Origin of the sequence: Streptomyces sp. NPDC001890 (assembly GCF_042891445.1) — a bacterium.
In the GTDB taxonomy this organism is placed as follows: domain Bacteria; phylum Actinomycetota; class Actinomycetes; order Streptomycetales; family Streptomycetaceae; genus Streptomyces.
The window spans coordinates 104,595-119,402 of the sequence record NZ_JBIATE010000012.1; the positions used below are offsets into that span (position 1 = coordinate 104,595).

Sequence of the window (14,808 nt, forward strand, 5' to 3'; positions counted from 1 at the left end):
GAACCCCCGCGTGCTCGGCCGGGCTGTGCGGCCTGGCCGAGCCGGTGGCGTGACCCTGCGTGGCTGGACGATGTCCATTCCGCGAGACGCTGCGGGGCTCGCCCCGGCGGTCAGGCGGCCCATCGCTCTTCACAGAACCTCCTCGTGGTGTGACCGGAACACGCCTTGCTCCTCAACTCGCCAGCATTCAATACTTCGTTGAGCACACAAACGCATCAGGAGTCACGAGCGCACAGCTTGGTCCGGCGGCCAACCGCCCGGGCGTTGACGGGGGAACTTGATGAGGTGTACGTGACTCGCCGTGACCAGCGGCGGTCCTTGCTCGCGTGCCTCGACGGAGCATTCCCTCTGCCATCTCTTGGTGCCTTCATCTGGTGCCTGAGCAGGGATAGGAGGGGGAATGCCGACGAATGCAGTGAGCGCAGCAAAGCCGACATATCCCGGCGTATACGTCGAAGAGCTTCCCAGCAGTGTCCGCACCATCTCGACCGTCACGACCTCGGTGACCGCGTTCGTGGGTCACACCCGGCGCGGGCCGCTGAACCAGCCGGTGCGGGTCACCAGCTTCGCCGAATTCGAGCGCCGCTTCGGAGGGCTCAGCTCGCAGAGTGCCGTCGGCTACGCGGTGCACCAGTTCTTCGGCAACGGCGGCACGGTCGCCGTGATCGTCCGCGTCACCAGGGCGGGCAGCGGAAAGGCCGCCTGCGCCACCCTGGAGTCCACCGAGGGCCACAGCGAGTGCCCGGTCCTGGAGGTGCACGCCAAGGAGCCCGGACACTGGGGCAACGGACTCCGGGTCGCCGTCGACTACGACACCACGCGCCCGGACGACGAGTTCAACCTGCGCGTGTACGACGCCCGGGGCGGCGCCCGCGAGTCCTTCACCGGCCTGTCCATGGACGCCTCGCACGGACGCTACGCGCCGGCCGTCATCAACTCGGGCTCCCGGCTCATCCGCGTCGACGTCGTCGGTGAGGGCCGCCCCGATCCCTCGGGCACCGTCTCCAAGAGGTTCGGACAGGAGCTGCCCGACCTGGCCGTCGACCTTACGGTCAAGATCGGAGACTCCGAGCGCGAGTTCACCCTCTACGACCCCCGGTGCGACGGCGAAGCCCCGTGCACTGTCGCCGAGTTGGCGCTGCTCCTCGAACGCAAGCTGCGGGCCCTGCCCGACGCCCCCGGCAAGCACGCCTTCGCGGGCGTCCAGGTCACCGCGTTCGGCCGGCGCATCCAGGTCGTGGCGGGCTCCACCGACCCCGAGGACGTCGTCCGCTTCGTCGGCGAATGCGCGAACGACCTGGGCCTCGAAGGCTCGGTCAACCCGCCGGTGTTCCCGCTCAAGGGCGGCGAGGACGGCGACCCGCCCGGAGCGCGCGACCTCATCGGCTCCGAGGCCGACAAGAGCGGCATCCAGGCGCTGCGCGACGAGGACGACGTAAATCTTCTGGTGCTCCCCGAGCTGGCGGCGTACGAGAACACCGACGACGCGATCACGGTGGTCTCGGCGGCACAGCGGCTGTGCGAGGAGCGGCGCGTCTTCCTCCTGGTCGACGCCCCGAACTCCTGGGGCAGTGTGGACGCGGCCCGCGCCGGCCTCGCCGCCTTCGACCAGGTGCGCGGCAACCACGCGGGCCTGTACTTCCCGCAGCTCCAGCTCACCGATCCGCTCACGGGCCGGCTGCGTTCCTTCCCGCCGTCCGGAGCGGTCGCGGGTGTCTTCGCGCGTACGGACGCCGAGCGCGGAGTGTGGAAGGCTCCCGCGGGCACCGAGGCGCGGCTCGCCGGGGTGCACTCCCTCGCGGTCAAGCTCACCGACCGGGAGAGCGGCCTGCTCAACCCGCTGGGCGTGAACTGTCTGCGGACCTTCCCGCTGGTCGGCCCGACCGTCTGGGGCGCCCGCACGCTGGAGGGCTCCGACGCCCTGGACAGCGAGTGGAAGTACGTGCCCGTCCGCCGGCTCGCCCTGCATGTCGAGGAGAGCCTGCAACGAGGTCTGCAGTGGGTCGTGTTCGAGCCCAACGACGAGAACCTGTGGCAGCAGATCCGCCTCAGCGCCTCCTCGTATCTGCACAACCTCTTCCGCCAGGGTGCCTTCAAGGGCGGCACACCGCGCGAGGCGTACTTCGTCAAGTGCGACCACGATACGACCACGGACGAGGACATCGCGAACGGCGTCGTCAACGTCCTGGTCGGCATCGCGCCGGTCAAGCCCGCCGAGTTCGTGATCGTCAAGATCCAGCAGACGTCCGGCCAGTTCGAGCTCTGAGGTCCCCGAACCCGAGACGGACCGGAGAGCGAGAAGGAGAGCGTGAAGGAATCCGATGGCTGAGTTCAACGTCAACGCCCATCGCTTCGACCCCTACAAGAACTTCAAGTTCCTTGTCCTGTGGGACGGTCGTACGGTCGCGGGCATCAGCAAGATCAGTCCGTTGAAGCGGACCACCGAGGTCGTCAAGCACCGCAACGGCGGCGACCCGAGCTCCCCGCGCAAGTCGCCGGGCCGCTCCGAGTTCGAGGGCATCACGCTGGAGCGAGGGGTTACCCACGACCCCGAGTTCGACCGCTGGGCCAACAAGGTGTGGCAGATCGGCGCGGGTCTCGGCTCCGAGGTGTCCCTGGCCGACTTCCGCAAGGACATCGTGATCCAGGTCCTCAACGAGGCCGGGCAGGTCGCCGTCTCGCACAAGCTCTACCGGACCTGGCCCAGCGAGTACCAGGTCCTCGGCGAGCTGGACGCCAACGCCAACGCGGTGGCGATACAGAGCCTCAAGCTCGAATGCGAGGGCTGGGAGCGCGACTACGAGGTGCCCGAGCCGGAGGAGCCCTCCTTCCTCAACCCAGCCTGACAGAAGCTGAGTTGGGGGATCTTTAGTAAGGGTCGCGGCATCGGAACGGCTGCGGCGCACGGCACCGGACGAACGGACTCCACCGCATCGGCGGCGGCGAGGGCACGGAACGGGGGCGGGTGTGACGGTCATTCAGGCCGGCGACCTCCTGGCGACCTGGGAGGCGGGAATCGGGCGCGACGGCCACGGCCGTGCGCTGCTCCTGCACCGCGCCGCCCGTCCCGGGCTCGGCGGCGACAGCGAGGCGCTGCTTGCTCTTCCCGTCGGGGCCCGCGAGGCCGATCTCTTCGCGCTGCGCCGGGCGCTGTTCGGCGAGCGCATGCAGGTCAGAGTCGACTGCTCGGCCTGCGGCACGGACATGGAATTCGATCTGGACGCGGGGGAGTTCGCACGCTCCCTGCGACCGCCGGACCAGCCCGTGGCACACCTCGACGAAGGTGGCTGGAAAGTCGCGTTCCGGGTGCCGACCGTCGCCGATCTGACGGCGGCGGCCCGGCACCCGGACGCGGCACTCTCGGCCGACGGGTCGCGACGGGCGCTGCTGGCCCGCTGTGTCGTCTCGGCGGTCCACGACGGGGACACCGTCGCTGCCGACGCCCTGCCCGTATCCGTACAGCGCAAGATCGCGGAAGCCGCCGAGGCCGTCGACCCGGCCGCCGACGTGACGCTCAACATCAACTGTCCCGAGTGCTCCGCGGCCACCCGCGCCGAACTGGACATCGCCTCCTACCTGTGGACGGAGCTGGACGCCTGGGCGCGCGACGTCCTGCTCGACGTCCATCTGCTCGCGACCGCCTACGGCTGGAGCGAGCCGGAGATCCTGGCGCTCAGCCCGATGCGCCGCCGCTACTACCTGGAGCTGTGTGCGGATGCCTGAGCCCAAGGGCGTACCGGGCGCCGAGTCCCCGGACGCGGGTGCCCCGGACCACCTCGACCGACTGCTCGCCCGGCACACCGGGGGAGCGGCGCCGCGCGCCGGTGTGACCCGGGTGCGGCCGCGGCTCGCCGGACCCTTCGAGCGGGTCGAGGCCGTGCGCGCGACCGGGCTCCCGGAGCCGGACGACTCCGAACCCCTGTGGCCCACGCATGCTCAACCGATCGTCCAGCATGGGGAGTCGAGCCGGGAGACGCGTGAGGTCCGTTACCACTCGGAGCACGACCACACCGTCGTACGCACCGAGACACCACCCGCGCCGGCACGGCTCACCCCGGGCTCACCGACCCCGGCCCCGCCGGAGGTTCCACTGCTGCGGCCCGCCGCCGCACCGGTGCCACGCACTCTCCCGGAGACCTCGCGCCGCGCCGCGGCACGCGAGCGCACCCCGGGAACGCCGCCCCGGAGTGTGGTCTCGGCGCCCGTCCCACCGGGTGCGGACGTCGCGGCCGCCGCCGTACCAGCCCCCCTCCGGCCCAGCGCCATGGACGCGGCGGCGGCGCGGGACGCGGTGCGGCAGTCGCCGGGGCGGCGCGGGGCGCGCGGCGCCGAGCAGGTGGTGCATGTGCAGATCGGGCGGCTGGAGGTCACCGCGGCCGGCGCGTCGTCGCCCGACACGCGGCGTACGGGGCCGTCCGCCCCCTCCAGACAGGGCGCGACGGTGAGCCTCCAGGACTACCTGGCACGGGGGCGCGAGTGAACGACGCACGCAGAGGACGTTCCGGCAGCGGACGCATCGACGAGACACCGAGCCATCGGGGCACCGAGGGACTGAGGAACTGACGCCATGAGCAACGCACTCGCACTCGCCCACGTCACCCAGGCCCTCGCCCTGCTGATCGAGGACAACCTGCAGCCGGAGATCGACATCGCCGTCAACGTCGAACCGCGCAAGCCGCCGGCCGATCCGCCGACGGACCCCACCATCACGGTGTTCCTCTACCAGGTCACGCCCGACACCTCGCAGCGCAACAACGACCTGCCGAGCAGGGCGTCCGACGGCAGGCTCGTCAAACGCCCGGCCGCCGCCCTCGACCTGCACTTCGTGATCAGCGCGTACGGCGACGAGGCCACACTCGTCGGACAGCGGCTCATCGGCTCCGTGGTGCGCACACTGCACGAGATACCCGTCCTGCCCAAGGACATGATCGAACTGGCTGGCGAGAAGCCCTACTTGGCGGGCAGTGATCTGGCCGATGCCGTCCAGCGGGTGCGGTTCACACCGACCGTGATGGACATCGACGAGACGTCGAAGCTGTGGGGGATGCTGCACCAGACGCCGTACTCGCTGTCCGTGGTGTACCAGGCGGCGCTCGTCTTCATCGAGGGCCGCGAACAGCCCGTCCCGGCCGAGCCGGTGGACCGGCACACGGTGCGGGTGCTGCCGTTCGGGGCGCCGGGGGCGCCGCAGCGGCCGGTGGCGGCGGGTGGGGACGGGGGCGGTGCCGAACCGGCCGCGGGGTCCGGCGCGGGCTCGGGTACGGGTTCCGTTACGGGGTCCGGCGCGGGCTCCGGTTCCGTTACGGGTTCGGGCCGCGCTGTCGGGGCGGGACCGGCCTCGGCCGATGCCGCCGCGCCCACGAAGGGCGGTGCATCCGCGAAGGCCCCGGCCAAGGCGGTGGCCAAGTCTTCCGCGAAAGCACCGGTCAAGGCGGCCGCCGCCGCCAGGACCCCGGCCCGGACGCGCAAGACCACGTCACGGGGCGCAGCCAGGGGTGCAGGCGCCGCCGCCCCACGGTCCAAGGGCGCGGGCGCCGAGGACGCGGAGAGCTGAGACGGCGTGCGGACGACGGGGGCAGGTGACGACATGGCGGCGAACGGGCCGGGCGCAGCGGACGGGCGGGGCGGAGCCCTGTCGTTGACGGCGGAGATCCGACGGGTCCTCGCCCTCGTGGACGCGCATGCGGCGCGCGCGGGCGGCGCCGCCACCACTGCGGACACCACTAATACGGACGCTGCCACTGCATCCCCCGCACCGGAGACGTCCCGGTCGTCCGACCGCACCGCACCCCCGGCGTCCCCGTCGGACGACCGCACCGCACCCGCGGCGGAGGCCAAGCCCGCCCACGTACCCGAGACAGCCCCCGCGACCGCCGCCCCGCTCACGGCCCTGACCTCCTGCTTCGGCCTCACGCCCTTCGAGCGCGATCTCGTCCTGCTCACCGCCGCCTACGAACTGGACCCCACCACGGCCGCCCGCTGCGCCGCCGCCAGCGGTGATCCGGAGCGGGCCCACCCCACCTTCTCCCTCGCCCTGGCCGCGCTCACCGAGCCGCACTGGAGCGCGCTCACCCCGGTCGCCCCGCTGCGCCGCTGGCGCCTGGTGGAGCTCGACGACGAGTCGCGGCTGACCATGTCCCGGCTGCGGCTCGACGAGCGCATCCTGCACTTCCTGCTCGGCTCGCCCTACCTGGACGCCCGACTGCACGGCCAGTTGCGCCGCACCCCGGTCGCCGACGGCCTGCCGCCCTCGTACGACCTGGCGGCGAGCCGCGTCACCGCGGGCTGGACGACGGGCAGGCGCCCGGACGCCCCGCTCCTCGTCGAGCTGGTCGGCGGCGACCTGCGCAGCCGCGCCGACATCGCCGCCGCCGCGGCCACCCGTGCCGGGCTCGGGATCTACGCGATGAACGCCGAGGACATCCCGACCGACCCCGCCGCCCGCGACGCCCTCGCCCGGCTCTGGCAGCGCGAGGCGATCCTGCTGCCGGCCGCGCTGCTCGTCGAGGTGGGCGAACTGGACCGGGACCAGCGGGCGGCGACCGAGGCGTTCCTGGCCGGGGCCGCCGTTCCCGTCGTCGTCTCCAGCGAGGACCCGCGGGCGTCGGAACGGGCGCACGGCGAGCGGGTGAGCGTCCCGCGCCTGGACGACGAGGAACAACTCGGCCTGTGGGCCCGGGAGTTCGACGGCGTCGTCAATATTGAGGAGAGGCAACTGCGCTCCCTGGTGGCGCAGTTCCAGCTGCCCCCGCATGTCGTACGCTCCGCGGCTGCCGCCGTCCGGCGGGATCTGCCTGGCGAGGACACGCTCGACGGGGCGCAGCTCGCCTGGCGGGCCGGACTGGGCGAGGCCCGCGTCGGCATGGACGAGCTGGGGCGGCGCATCGAGCCCGAGGCGGGCTGGGACGACCTGGTGCTGCATGAGCGGCAGACCGGTGTGCTGCGCGAGATCGTCGCGCATGTGCGGCAGCGGGCGAAGGTCCACCAGGAATGGGGATTCGCAGGGACGTTGCGGCGGGGACTCGGTGTCACCGCCCTCTTCGCGGGCGGCTCCGGCACCGGGAAGACCCTGGCCGCCGAGGTGATGGCCAAGGAGCTGGGCCTCGACCTCTTCGTCATCGACCTCTCCCAGGTGGTCAGCAAGTACATCGGCGAGACCGAGAAGAACCTCCGCAAGGTCTTCGACGCCGCCGAACGAGGTGGCGCACTCCTCCTGTTCGACGAGGCCGACGCCCTGTTCGGCAAGCGCAGCGAGGTCAAGGACAGCCACGACCGGTACGCCAACCTCGAAGTCAGCTATCTCCTGATGCGCATGGAGGCCTACCGCGGCCTCGCCATCCTCACCACCAACATGAAGAAGGCCCTCGACACGGCCTTCATGCGGCGCATCCGCTTCGTCGTCGACTTCCCGTTCCCGGCCGAGCAGGAGCGGGCCGAGATCTGGCGCCGGGTGCTCCCCGCGCAGACCCCGGTGAAGGGCATCGAGCCGGACCTGCTCGCCCAGCTCACCGTCGCCGGCGGTTCGATCCGCAACATCGCCCTGTCCGGGGCCTTCCTCGCCGCCGAGGAGGGCGACCGGTTGCAGATGCGGCACATGCTCGCGGCGGCCCGCACCGAATACCTCAAGCTGGAGCGCTCGTTGACGCCGACGGAGGTCCGCGGATGGGTGTGAAGCACAGTTCCCCGGAGCCGCGCGAGATACGCATCGACGTCGGCGAACTCGTACTCGACGGCTTCCGCGTCGACCCCGACCGGGTCTCGGCGTCCTTCGAGCATGAACTGACCCGCCTTGTACGGGAACACGGGGTGCCCCTGGCCGCGGACGGCTCCCTCGCGGTGGACGGCCTGACCGGGCTGCCACCGCTGCCGGCCGGGCTGAGCGCCCGCCGCCTCGGCCAGGAACTCGCCCGCGCCGTGCATGCGGGCCTTTCCGGACGCGGGGAGGTGACCCGATGAGCGGTTTCCCGACCCAGGACTCGCGCGCCGATCAGGCTGCGGAGGCACGCCGCAAGAAGCGCAAGGAGCGGGCCGCCAAGAACCGGGCGGCCGAGCCGAAGGACATCGTCAGCGGCGCCGGACAGCCCCTCGACATCGGCGTGCGCAGGGAGTTGGAGGAGCAGCTCGGCCACGACCTCGGCTCCGTACGGCTGCACACGGACCGGGACGCGGGGGCGCTCACCGCGCTGCTCGGGGCGGACGCGGTGGCGGTCGGCCAGGACGTCTTCTTCGGCGAGGGCAAGTACCAGCCGGGGACGGAACAGGGGCGGGCGCTGCTGGCGCACGAGCTGCTGCACACCATCCAACAGCCCCACGTCAGTGGTGCGTTGAAGGTCGGCCGCGACCTTGGCGAGGTCAGCGCCCCGCATCAACCGGCGGAGCGGGCCGCCGAGGACACGGCGCAGTCCGTGGCGCGCGGCGAGCAGACACCCGAGGTGGCCCGCGAGTCCGGCATCCCGGCCTGGATGCGCTACACGACCGTCCACGCCGACCGCAATCGTATGGAGCTGCTCGACCCGGCCACACTGGTGGACCGCCTCACGGGCACGGTCGCACGAGCGCTCCGCTCCGATCCGAAGGACAGCGCGCAGCGGGTCCGCGCGGTGCTGGCCCCGCTCTCGGAGGAGTTGAAGGAGCGCGTACTGGACCGCCTTGAGCACCGGCTGCTCACCTCCGAGCACGACTTCGTGGTGGACCTGGTCTGGGAAATCCACGAGGACGGCGCGGCACAGAGCGAGGCCACGGCGCGGGTGGGTGGCCTGCTCGCGCCCGCCGTCGAGGAGGACACGGCACAGGACGTACGGGCCGAGCGTGCCAAGGAGCAGGAGGACGCGGAGCGGGAACAGGTCCGCAGCGAGCGGACGGGGCCCGCGCCGGGCCCGGAGAAGGAACCCGCGGACTCGGATGACCCGGCCGCACAGGGCAGTACGCCGGAGAACGCGGGCGGCGCCATTCCGCAGGGCGGCACGCCGGGCGCCGAGACCGGGAAGGCGGAGGCCGACAAGGAGTCGGACCCGCGGACCGGCGGGGACGCGTCGAGCCCGAAGGGCGACGGTGAGCAGCCCCGTTCGCCTGCCGCGCAGTCGGAGCAGACGGCGGGGGCTGCCGGGAAGGGCGGGGCCCGGGCCGGGGCGAAGCAGGGCTCCCGCTCAAGTGCCGACAAGCAGGCCGAGAAGTCCGGCGCTCAGAAGTCCGGCGCCGAAAAGAACGGGCAGAAGGGGCAGAAGGGGCAGCAGGAGGGCGGGCAGGACAAGGGGAAGCGGGGCGGTGGGCAGGACGGCGACCGGGCCGGGGCGAAGGAGGCCGAGAAGAAGGCCGAGGAGCAGGCCGGCCAGGAGGACACGGCCGCGCGCGACGCCTCCGTGAAAGAGGCCACCAAGGAGCGGGAGAGCGCCGCCGCTGCCGAGGCGGCGAAGAATCGTACTCCCGAACGCGACGAGGGCACGCCCACGGCGGCGGGCAGGAACGACCAGTTCCCGGCCCGTTCCGGAACGCTCGAAGGTGCCCGCACCCAGGACGAGTTGGGCGAAGAAGAGCGGGAGGAGGCCGAGGACCGGGGCGGTGACTCCGAGGTCGAGGTCGGCGGCGGCGAGGAGAGCGCCTGGGACGTCAAACTCAGGCCCGAGGACTTCCTGCCCGAGCAGGACCTCGACGTATCCGGCGTCCCGACCTCCGACCAGATCGATGAGTCGAGCGGCTCCGGCACCCCGTCCATGCCGTCCTTCCCGGCGCCGCCCCCGACCAGAGCCGAGAAGGTGCACGCGGCCCGCGACCGGGAGGACCAGGAGGACGCCGAGCGCGAGGCGGCCGCGGCCAAGGACGACCCGGGCACGGACGATTCCCCGCCGGTGGCGGGCGAGGAGGAGTCGGCGGCCGAGCAGTCCCGTCGTACGGAGAGCGCACTCGACCCCGAGGAGAAGAACGAGCCGAAGCCCGCGCCCGGCGTCGCCACCAGGGACCCGAAGCAGGGCGACGACCCCAAGGCGGGACCGGTCGCCGCCGAGGCCACCGTCCAGGAGGCCAAGGACCGTTCGAAAGAGTCCGGCGGCGACACGCAGGAGAAGGCCGCCAAGGAGGAGCAGGGCACGCCGACGGCGGGCGGCCCGGGGGACAAGGCGTCCGGCGGCGCGGAGAAGGGTTCCGCACAGGCCCGCTCCGACACCTCCGCCAAGGAGTCACCGGCGGATTCGGCCAAGCCGGGCACGGAGGGCGAGAAGGCCACGTCGGACGAGGGCGCGTCGGGCGCGGCGAAGGCCGGGGAATCCCCGGGGCCACAGGAGTCGAAGGGGCCGAAGGCGCCCTCCGAATCGGACAGCTCCACGGACACCGGCACGAGCACGGACCCGGATACGGACACCGGCGCGGGGTCGCCGAGCGGCTCGGCCCCGCCGCAGCAGTCCGACAACTCCCCGTCCGGCGGAGGCAGTTCGAGCGCGTCACGAACGGAATCCCGTACGTCGTCCCGTACGGAGAAGGCGAGCCCGCGGGCCCAGGAGCCGCGTACGGAGAAGGCGAAGGAGGAGGCTCCGCAGCCGGAGAGCAAGGCGGACGGGAACGCCGGGGCCAGGGCCGAGTCCGGGGGCGGCGGCGGATCGTCCGGCGGCAAGGCCGCCCCCTCGGCCTCGCGCGGCGGAAGCGGCGGCGGGCCCAAGGGCAGCGCTGCCAAGGGGAAGAAGGCGGCCAAGGCGGCGCCGAACCTGTCCGGGGTCTCACCGGAGGAGGGGCTGTCCGCCGCGTCGAACCTCAAGCCGCATCAGGCGGTCGAGGCGATGGACAGCGTCGGCGGCGCGGTCGACAAGGACGTCGGCAAGGAGCACCAGCAGCTCGCGTCCAAGCCCCCGGCGATGGACCGCCCGACGGGTGCGCCGAAGACCCTGCACGGCAAGCCGAACTCCGAGGAGGCCGCGGAGTACAACCAGGACAAGGCGGCGCGAGCGGACGACGCCAAGGGCGAGAAGGCCGAGGTCAAGGGCGAGAAGAAGCCCGAGGGCAAGATCGAGGCCGAGGAGATGGAGGAGCCCGACTTCTTTGACCAGGTCGGGATGATGGCGGGGTACGCCCTCGGCTGGGCGGGCGACCTGATCGGCCTCGATGTGAGGGCGGAGGACCTCGCCGCGCAGTTCGCCGGGATGCCGACGAAGGACGAGGCCATGAAGCAGGCGCAGAACGGTACTGCGCCGGGCGTGGACATGCAGGGCCAGGCAGACGACAAGGCCGGCGAGCAGGGCGGCAACACCGACGACAAGAGCCAGGAGGCCGCTGAGACCGGGGCCGACGACGCCGGTCGGAAGATGGGCGAGGACCAGGTCTATCCGGACGCGCCCAAGGAGCGCCTTGAGGGCAAGGTGCCGAAGGAGCAGGGCGGCAAGGCGCGCGTCGGCGGGGGTGGCGCGAACACGGGCGCCGTACCGCCCGAGGCGGCTTCGGAGGTCGCCGAGCACGAGCGCAAGCCGCAGTTCAAGAAGGCGCTCACCGACGGCCGCCAGGACATGGGCAAGAGCCGTGAGAAGAAGGAGCAGGACACTCGCAAGTCCGAGGCGCAGCACAAGCGGCAGGTCGACAAGGAAGTCAAGTCCAACACCAAGGAGCAGACGGGCAAGCGCGAAGGCGTCCTGGACGACGTCGACAAACAGCGCGCCGACTGGACCCAGGAGCAGGACGACGAGCTGAAGAAGCTCGGCACGAAGAAGTCGGACCGGGAGAAGAAGGTCCGGGAAGACGTCAAGAAGGAAGAGGAAGACACCGACAAGGACGTCGAGAAGGAGAAGGAGACCAGCGACAAGGACGTCAAGGACAAGGGCGAGAAGGCCGAGGAGGACGCGGAGAAGAAGAAGGACGAGAAGACCGACGACTCCAAGAACTGGCTGTCCAAGGCGCTCGACTGGATCAAGGAACAGTTCATCGAGCTGCGGGACAAGATCGTCAAGATCATCAAGGACGCCCGTGAAGCGATCATCGGGGCTCTGAAGAAGTTCAAGGAGACGGTCGAGGGCTGGATCAACGCGGCCCGCGAGGGCATCGTCGAGATGATCAAGAAGTTCATCGAGGACCTGATCGAGTTCGTCACGTCCTTGGTGGAAGCGGTCATCGAAATCGCTCGCCGTATACGAAAGTTCATCACGGACCTGATCAACGCGGCACTGGCATTCGTGACGAGGCTGGCGAACGCGCTGAAGCAGATCATGAAGGATCTGCTGGAGTCGATGGCGAAGCTGCTCAGCGACATCCTGAGCATGCTGAAGAAGATGCTTCTGGACGTCCTGAAGGCGTGCAAGGACGCACTGAAGTCGATCCTCGACTTCGCGACGAAGTTCATCGCCGCGTTCGGCGAGTTCATGATGATCCTGGTCGACATTCTCTCCGACCCGGGCGGCTGGCTGAGCGGCGCGAAGAACTCCGCGTACGACGGGGCGAAGAACCACCTCTTCAACGAGGTGAAGAACGCCGTCAAGCAGTGGTTCAACGACAAGGTCAAGGAGATCACGGGGCTGACCGAAGCCGTCTGGAACAAGCTGACGAAGGGCGGCTGGACCCTAGAGAAGATCGCGACGGAAGTCTGGGACGCGATCGTCCCTCAACTCCCCTTCATCATCGGCGAGATCGTCATCACCAAGGTCCTGGCAAAGTTGATCCCCGGCGCGGGCTGGGGCGCGGCGATCCTGGAGGCGATCCAGGCGGCCATCGGTTCATTGGGCGAGATCCTGAAGGCGATGGGCGCGGTCATCACCTGGCTGAAGTCGGTACGCCAGGGAGGCGCGGGCGTCCTCTTCGCGAAGGCGATAGCGGCGGGCGTGGTGGTGCTCCTGGAAATGGCGTACGAGTTGCTGCTCAGCGGAATCGGCAAGTACGTCAAGAAGGTCGGCAAGCGGCTGAGCGGCGTGGCGGCGAAGATCGGCAAGGACAAGGGCGGTCCGGGCGGGGACAAGGGGAAGGACGGCGGGGGCGGCGACGACAAGGGCGGCGACAAGAGCGCCCCCTCATCGACTTCGCCGAAGCCCCAGACGTCGACGACGCCTCCCGCGGGCAAGGGCCCGAAGCCCAAGGACACGGGCGGCTCCACGAGCCCGGGGGACAAGAAGGCACCGGGCAAGGACAACGGCGCACCGGGCAAGGGCAAGGACAGCAAGCCGCCCACGACGAAGCCTGCAAAGCCGAACGACAGGAACACCGACGCCCCGTCCCCCCGCCCGACAAAGCCCAAGCCCACCACCACCAAGCCGGGCAAGGACACCACGCCGGGCAAGGACACCGGTAAGCCCGGTACGGACACCAGCAAGCCCGGTAAGGACAACGGCAAGCCCGACGACAAGAAGAACAACACCCCGAGCGACAAGTCCACGAAGCCGACGCCCCCGACGTCCAAGGACAAGAACGGCAACCCGAAGGACAAGGACCAGCAGCCGGACAAGGACAAGCAGGACACGAAGCCGACTCCACCGGCCAAGTCGCAGCAGGACCCGGGCAAGAAGGACGGGCCGGACGGCACGAAGAAGGACCCAGGCAAGGACGACAAGGGCAAGGACGACAAGGGCAAGGACCAGGACAAGACGCCCGACGGCAAGAAGGACGGCCCGGGGAAGAAGGACCCGGACGGATCCAGGGACAAGGACCCCAACGGCAAGGAAGACAAGCGGGACAAGCGCAAAGAAGAAGAGAAGGACGACAAGGATGATCGGCTGGACAAAATTGTCGCGCGTATCCGGCCGATCCTGAAGAGGAAACTTAAACCCGGCCTTGCACAATCGGCGCATCGTCAACTCCTTGCCGAGTTGAAATGGCGTTACCGACTCACGAGCCTGTACACGGTAAATAGGCCGGAGTTCACCACGCGTGCTGTACTCAACCCGGAGAAGGATGTGATCACTGGGGTTACAGAGGGAACGCGCGACTACCTGGAGAAGCACCAACTTCCCCGCCCTGTGTTGATGCCCAACCCGCGTATGGACGTCCCACCCGTGGCGGAGATCAACGCAAAATATATCAACCCGAAGTTTGCCCACGACAATGGCGAAAGGCCGGGAGGGCAGTACACCGAAGGTTGGGAGTATGTTGAGAAGGCTGGGCTCAACGCCAAGGGTAAGCCGCAGTGGGATCGAATGCACCTGATCCCCAGGCAGCTCGGTGGCCCCGCAAACACGGGTAACTTCGTGCCTGCTCTCAATAGCATAAATGGACCGTTCTATGACGCCTTCGAGAAGTATCCAGCCCTGGTGTTCGGTTCCGCCGAGGAAGCGAAAGGTCCACCGGAACCAGAGAACAAGATGCCCATCATCGGGTGGTACACCGTAAATCTGACACGCTGGGAAGGGAAGAGTAAACGAGGCTACCCCGGAAGTGGAGGCCCGCGTGAGCGGTACCCGACCAATCACTACCCTCCTGGATTTCCGAAAACATTTACTGCATCCTGGGGGCTTTATGGAAGGAAACCGGAGAGGACTGGCGAAAATCACTCCGACTGGACAAAGCTCAGCGCCTCTCAGAATCGAACCCTCTACATCGACCCACCGCCGGTCGGCGGTACCAAGTCGGCCAAGGTCAATATAAACAAGAGTCGTGACAGTGAAGTCGAAAAGGCTCTGGAAAGCACTCCAAAATTCCATGAGGCGGTACTGGATATCAGGGAAGCGGCGCGCCTGGTGGGGAAGGATGCGTTCTCCGGGTTCGACGACATGGCAGGGCAATTGGCAAATTGGAAGAGTTCCCGCGGGCATGCGATTCATGGTCTCGCCACCGAGCTCGAAGAGGTAAAGAAGCGGTACGATGCCGGACGCTTCACATTTTGAGCGATTAACTCAGGAGTAGGGGGGGATG

The 14,808-nt window shown here is 69.6% G+C and carries 8 protein-coding genes; all 8 read left to right on the top strand.

The features are described 5' to 3' along the window. Positions 1 to 400 precede the first annotated feature (400 nt). The 8 genes from ACFYY1_RS26145 to ACFYY1_RS26180 all read left to right on the top strand — a co-directional run bounded on the left by ACFYY1_RS26145 (position 401) and on the right by ACFYY1_RS26180 (position 14,780). Entirely contained in the window at positions 401 to 2,266 is a 1,866-nt protein-coding gene (locus tag ACFYY1_RS26145; RefSeq protein ID WP_388589852.1) for a phage tail sheath family protein, read from the top strand. Positions 2,267 to 2,321: 55 nt separating this feature from the next. Further along, entirely contained in the window at positions 2,322 to 2,846 is a 525-nt protein-coding gene (locus ACFYY1_RS26150; protein WP_376629912.1) for a phage tail protein, read from the top strand. Between the two features lie 121 nt (positions 2,847 to 2,967). Continuing rightward, positions 2,968 to 3,723: a hypothetical protein gene (locus ACFYY1_RS26155; protein ID WP_388589855.1), complete on the top strand. Its 756-nt coding sequence runs from the start codon at positions 2,968 to 2,970 to the stop codon at positions 3,721 to 3,723. Continuing rightward, positions 3,716 to 4,480, top strand: a complete 765-nt coding sequence (locus tag ACFYY1_RS26160) for a hypothetical protein (protein ID WP_388589858.1) — start codon at positions 3,716 to 3,718, stop codon at positions 4,478 to 4,480. Before ACFYY1_RS26155 ends, ACFYY1_RS26160 begins: the two co-directional genes overlap by 8 nt. Before the next feature lie 87 nt (positions 4,481 to 4,567). Beyond that, complete coding sequence (locus ACFYY1_RS26165; RefSeq protein ID WP_388589861.1) at positions 4,568 to 5,554, top strand: DUF4255 domain-containing protein; 987 nt, start codon at positions 4,568 to 4,570, stop codon at positions 5,552 to 5,554. Between the two features lie 33 nt (positions 5,555 to 5,587). Then, entirely contained in the window at positions 5,588 to 7,672 is a 2,085-nt protein-coding gene (locus ACFYY1_RS26170) for an ATP-binding protein (protein WP_388589864.1), read from the top strand. Beyond that, a complete protein-coding gene (locus ACFYY1_RS26175; protein WP_388589866.1) occupies positions 7,663 to 7,956 on the top strand; it encodes a hypothetical protein in 294 nt (97 codons plus the stop codon). The genes ACFYY1_RS26170 and ACFYY1_RS26175 overlap by 10 nt, the downstream gene beginning before the upstream one ends. After that, positions 7,953 to 14,780, top strand: a complete 6,828-nt coding sequence (locus ACFYY1_RS26180) for a DUF4157 domain-containing protein (RefSeq protein ID WP_388589869.1) — start codon at positions 7,953 to 7,955, stop codon at positions 14,778 to 14,780. The genes ACFYY1_RS26175 and ACFYY1_RS26180 overlap by 4 nt, the downstream gene beginning before the upstream one ends. Positions 14,781 to 14,808 lie beyond the last annotated feature (28 nt).

What these genes read in the sequence shown, in the direction of transcription:
- ACFYY1_RS26180 (WP_388589869.1), top strand. Translation starts at nt 7,953, where the DNA reads ATGAGCGGTTTCCCGACCCAGGACTCGCGCGCCGATCAGGCTGCGGAG.
- ACFYY1_RS26165 (WP_388589861.1), top strand. Translation starts at nt 4,568, where the DNA reads ATGAGCAACGCACTCGCACTCGCCCACGTCACCCAGGCCCTCGCCCTG.
- ACFYY1_RS26160 (WP_388589858.1), top strand. Translation starts at nt 3,716, where the DNA reads ATGCCTGAGCCCAAGGGCGTACCGGGCGCCGAGTCCCCGGACGCGGGT.
- ACFYY1_RS26145 (WP_388589852.1), top strand. Translation starts at nt 401, where the DNA reads ATGCCGACGAATGCAGTGAGCGCAGCAAAGCCGACATATCCCGGCGTA.
- ACFYY1_RS26175 (WP_388589866.1), top strand. Translation starts at nt 7,663, where the DNA reads ATGGGTGTGAAGCACAGTTCCCCGGAGCCGCGCGAGATACGCATCGAC.
- ACFYY1_RS26150 (WP_376629912.1), top strand. Translation starts at nt 2,322, where the DNA reads ATGGCTGAGTTCAACGTCAACGCCCATCGCTTCGACCCCTACAAGAAC.
- ACFYY1_RS26170 (WP_388589864.1), top strand. Translation starts at nt 5,588, where the DNA reads ATGGCGGCGAACGGGCCGGGCGCAGCGGACGGGCGGGGCGGAGCCCTG.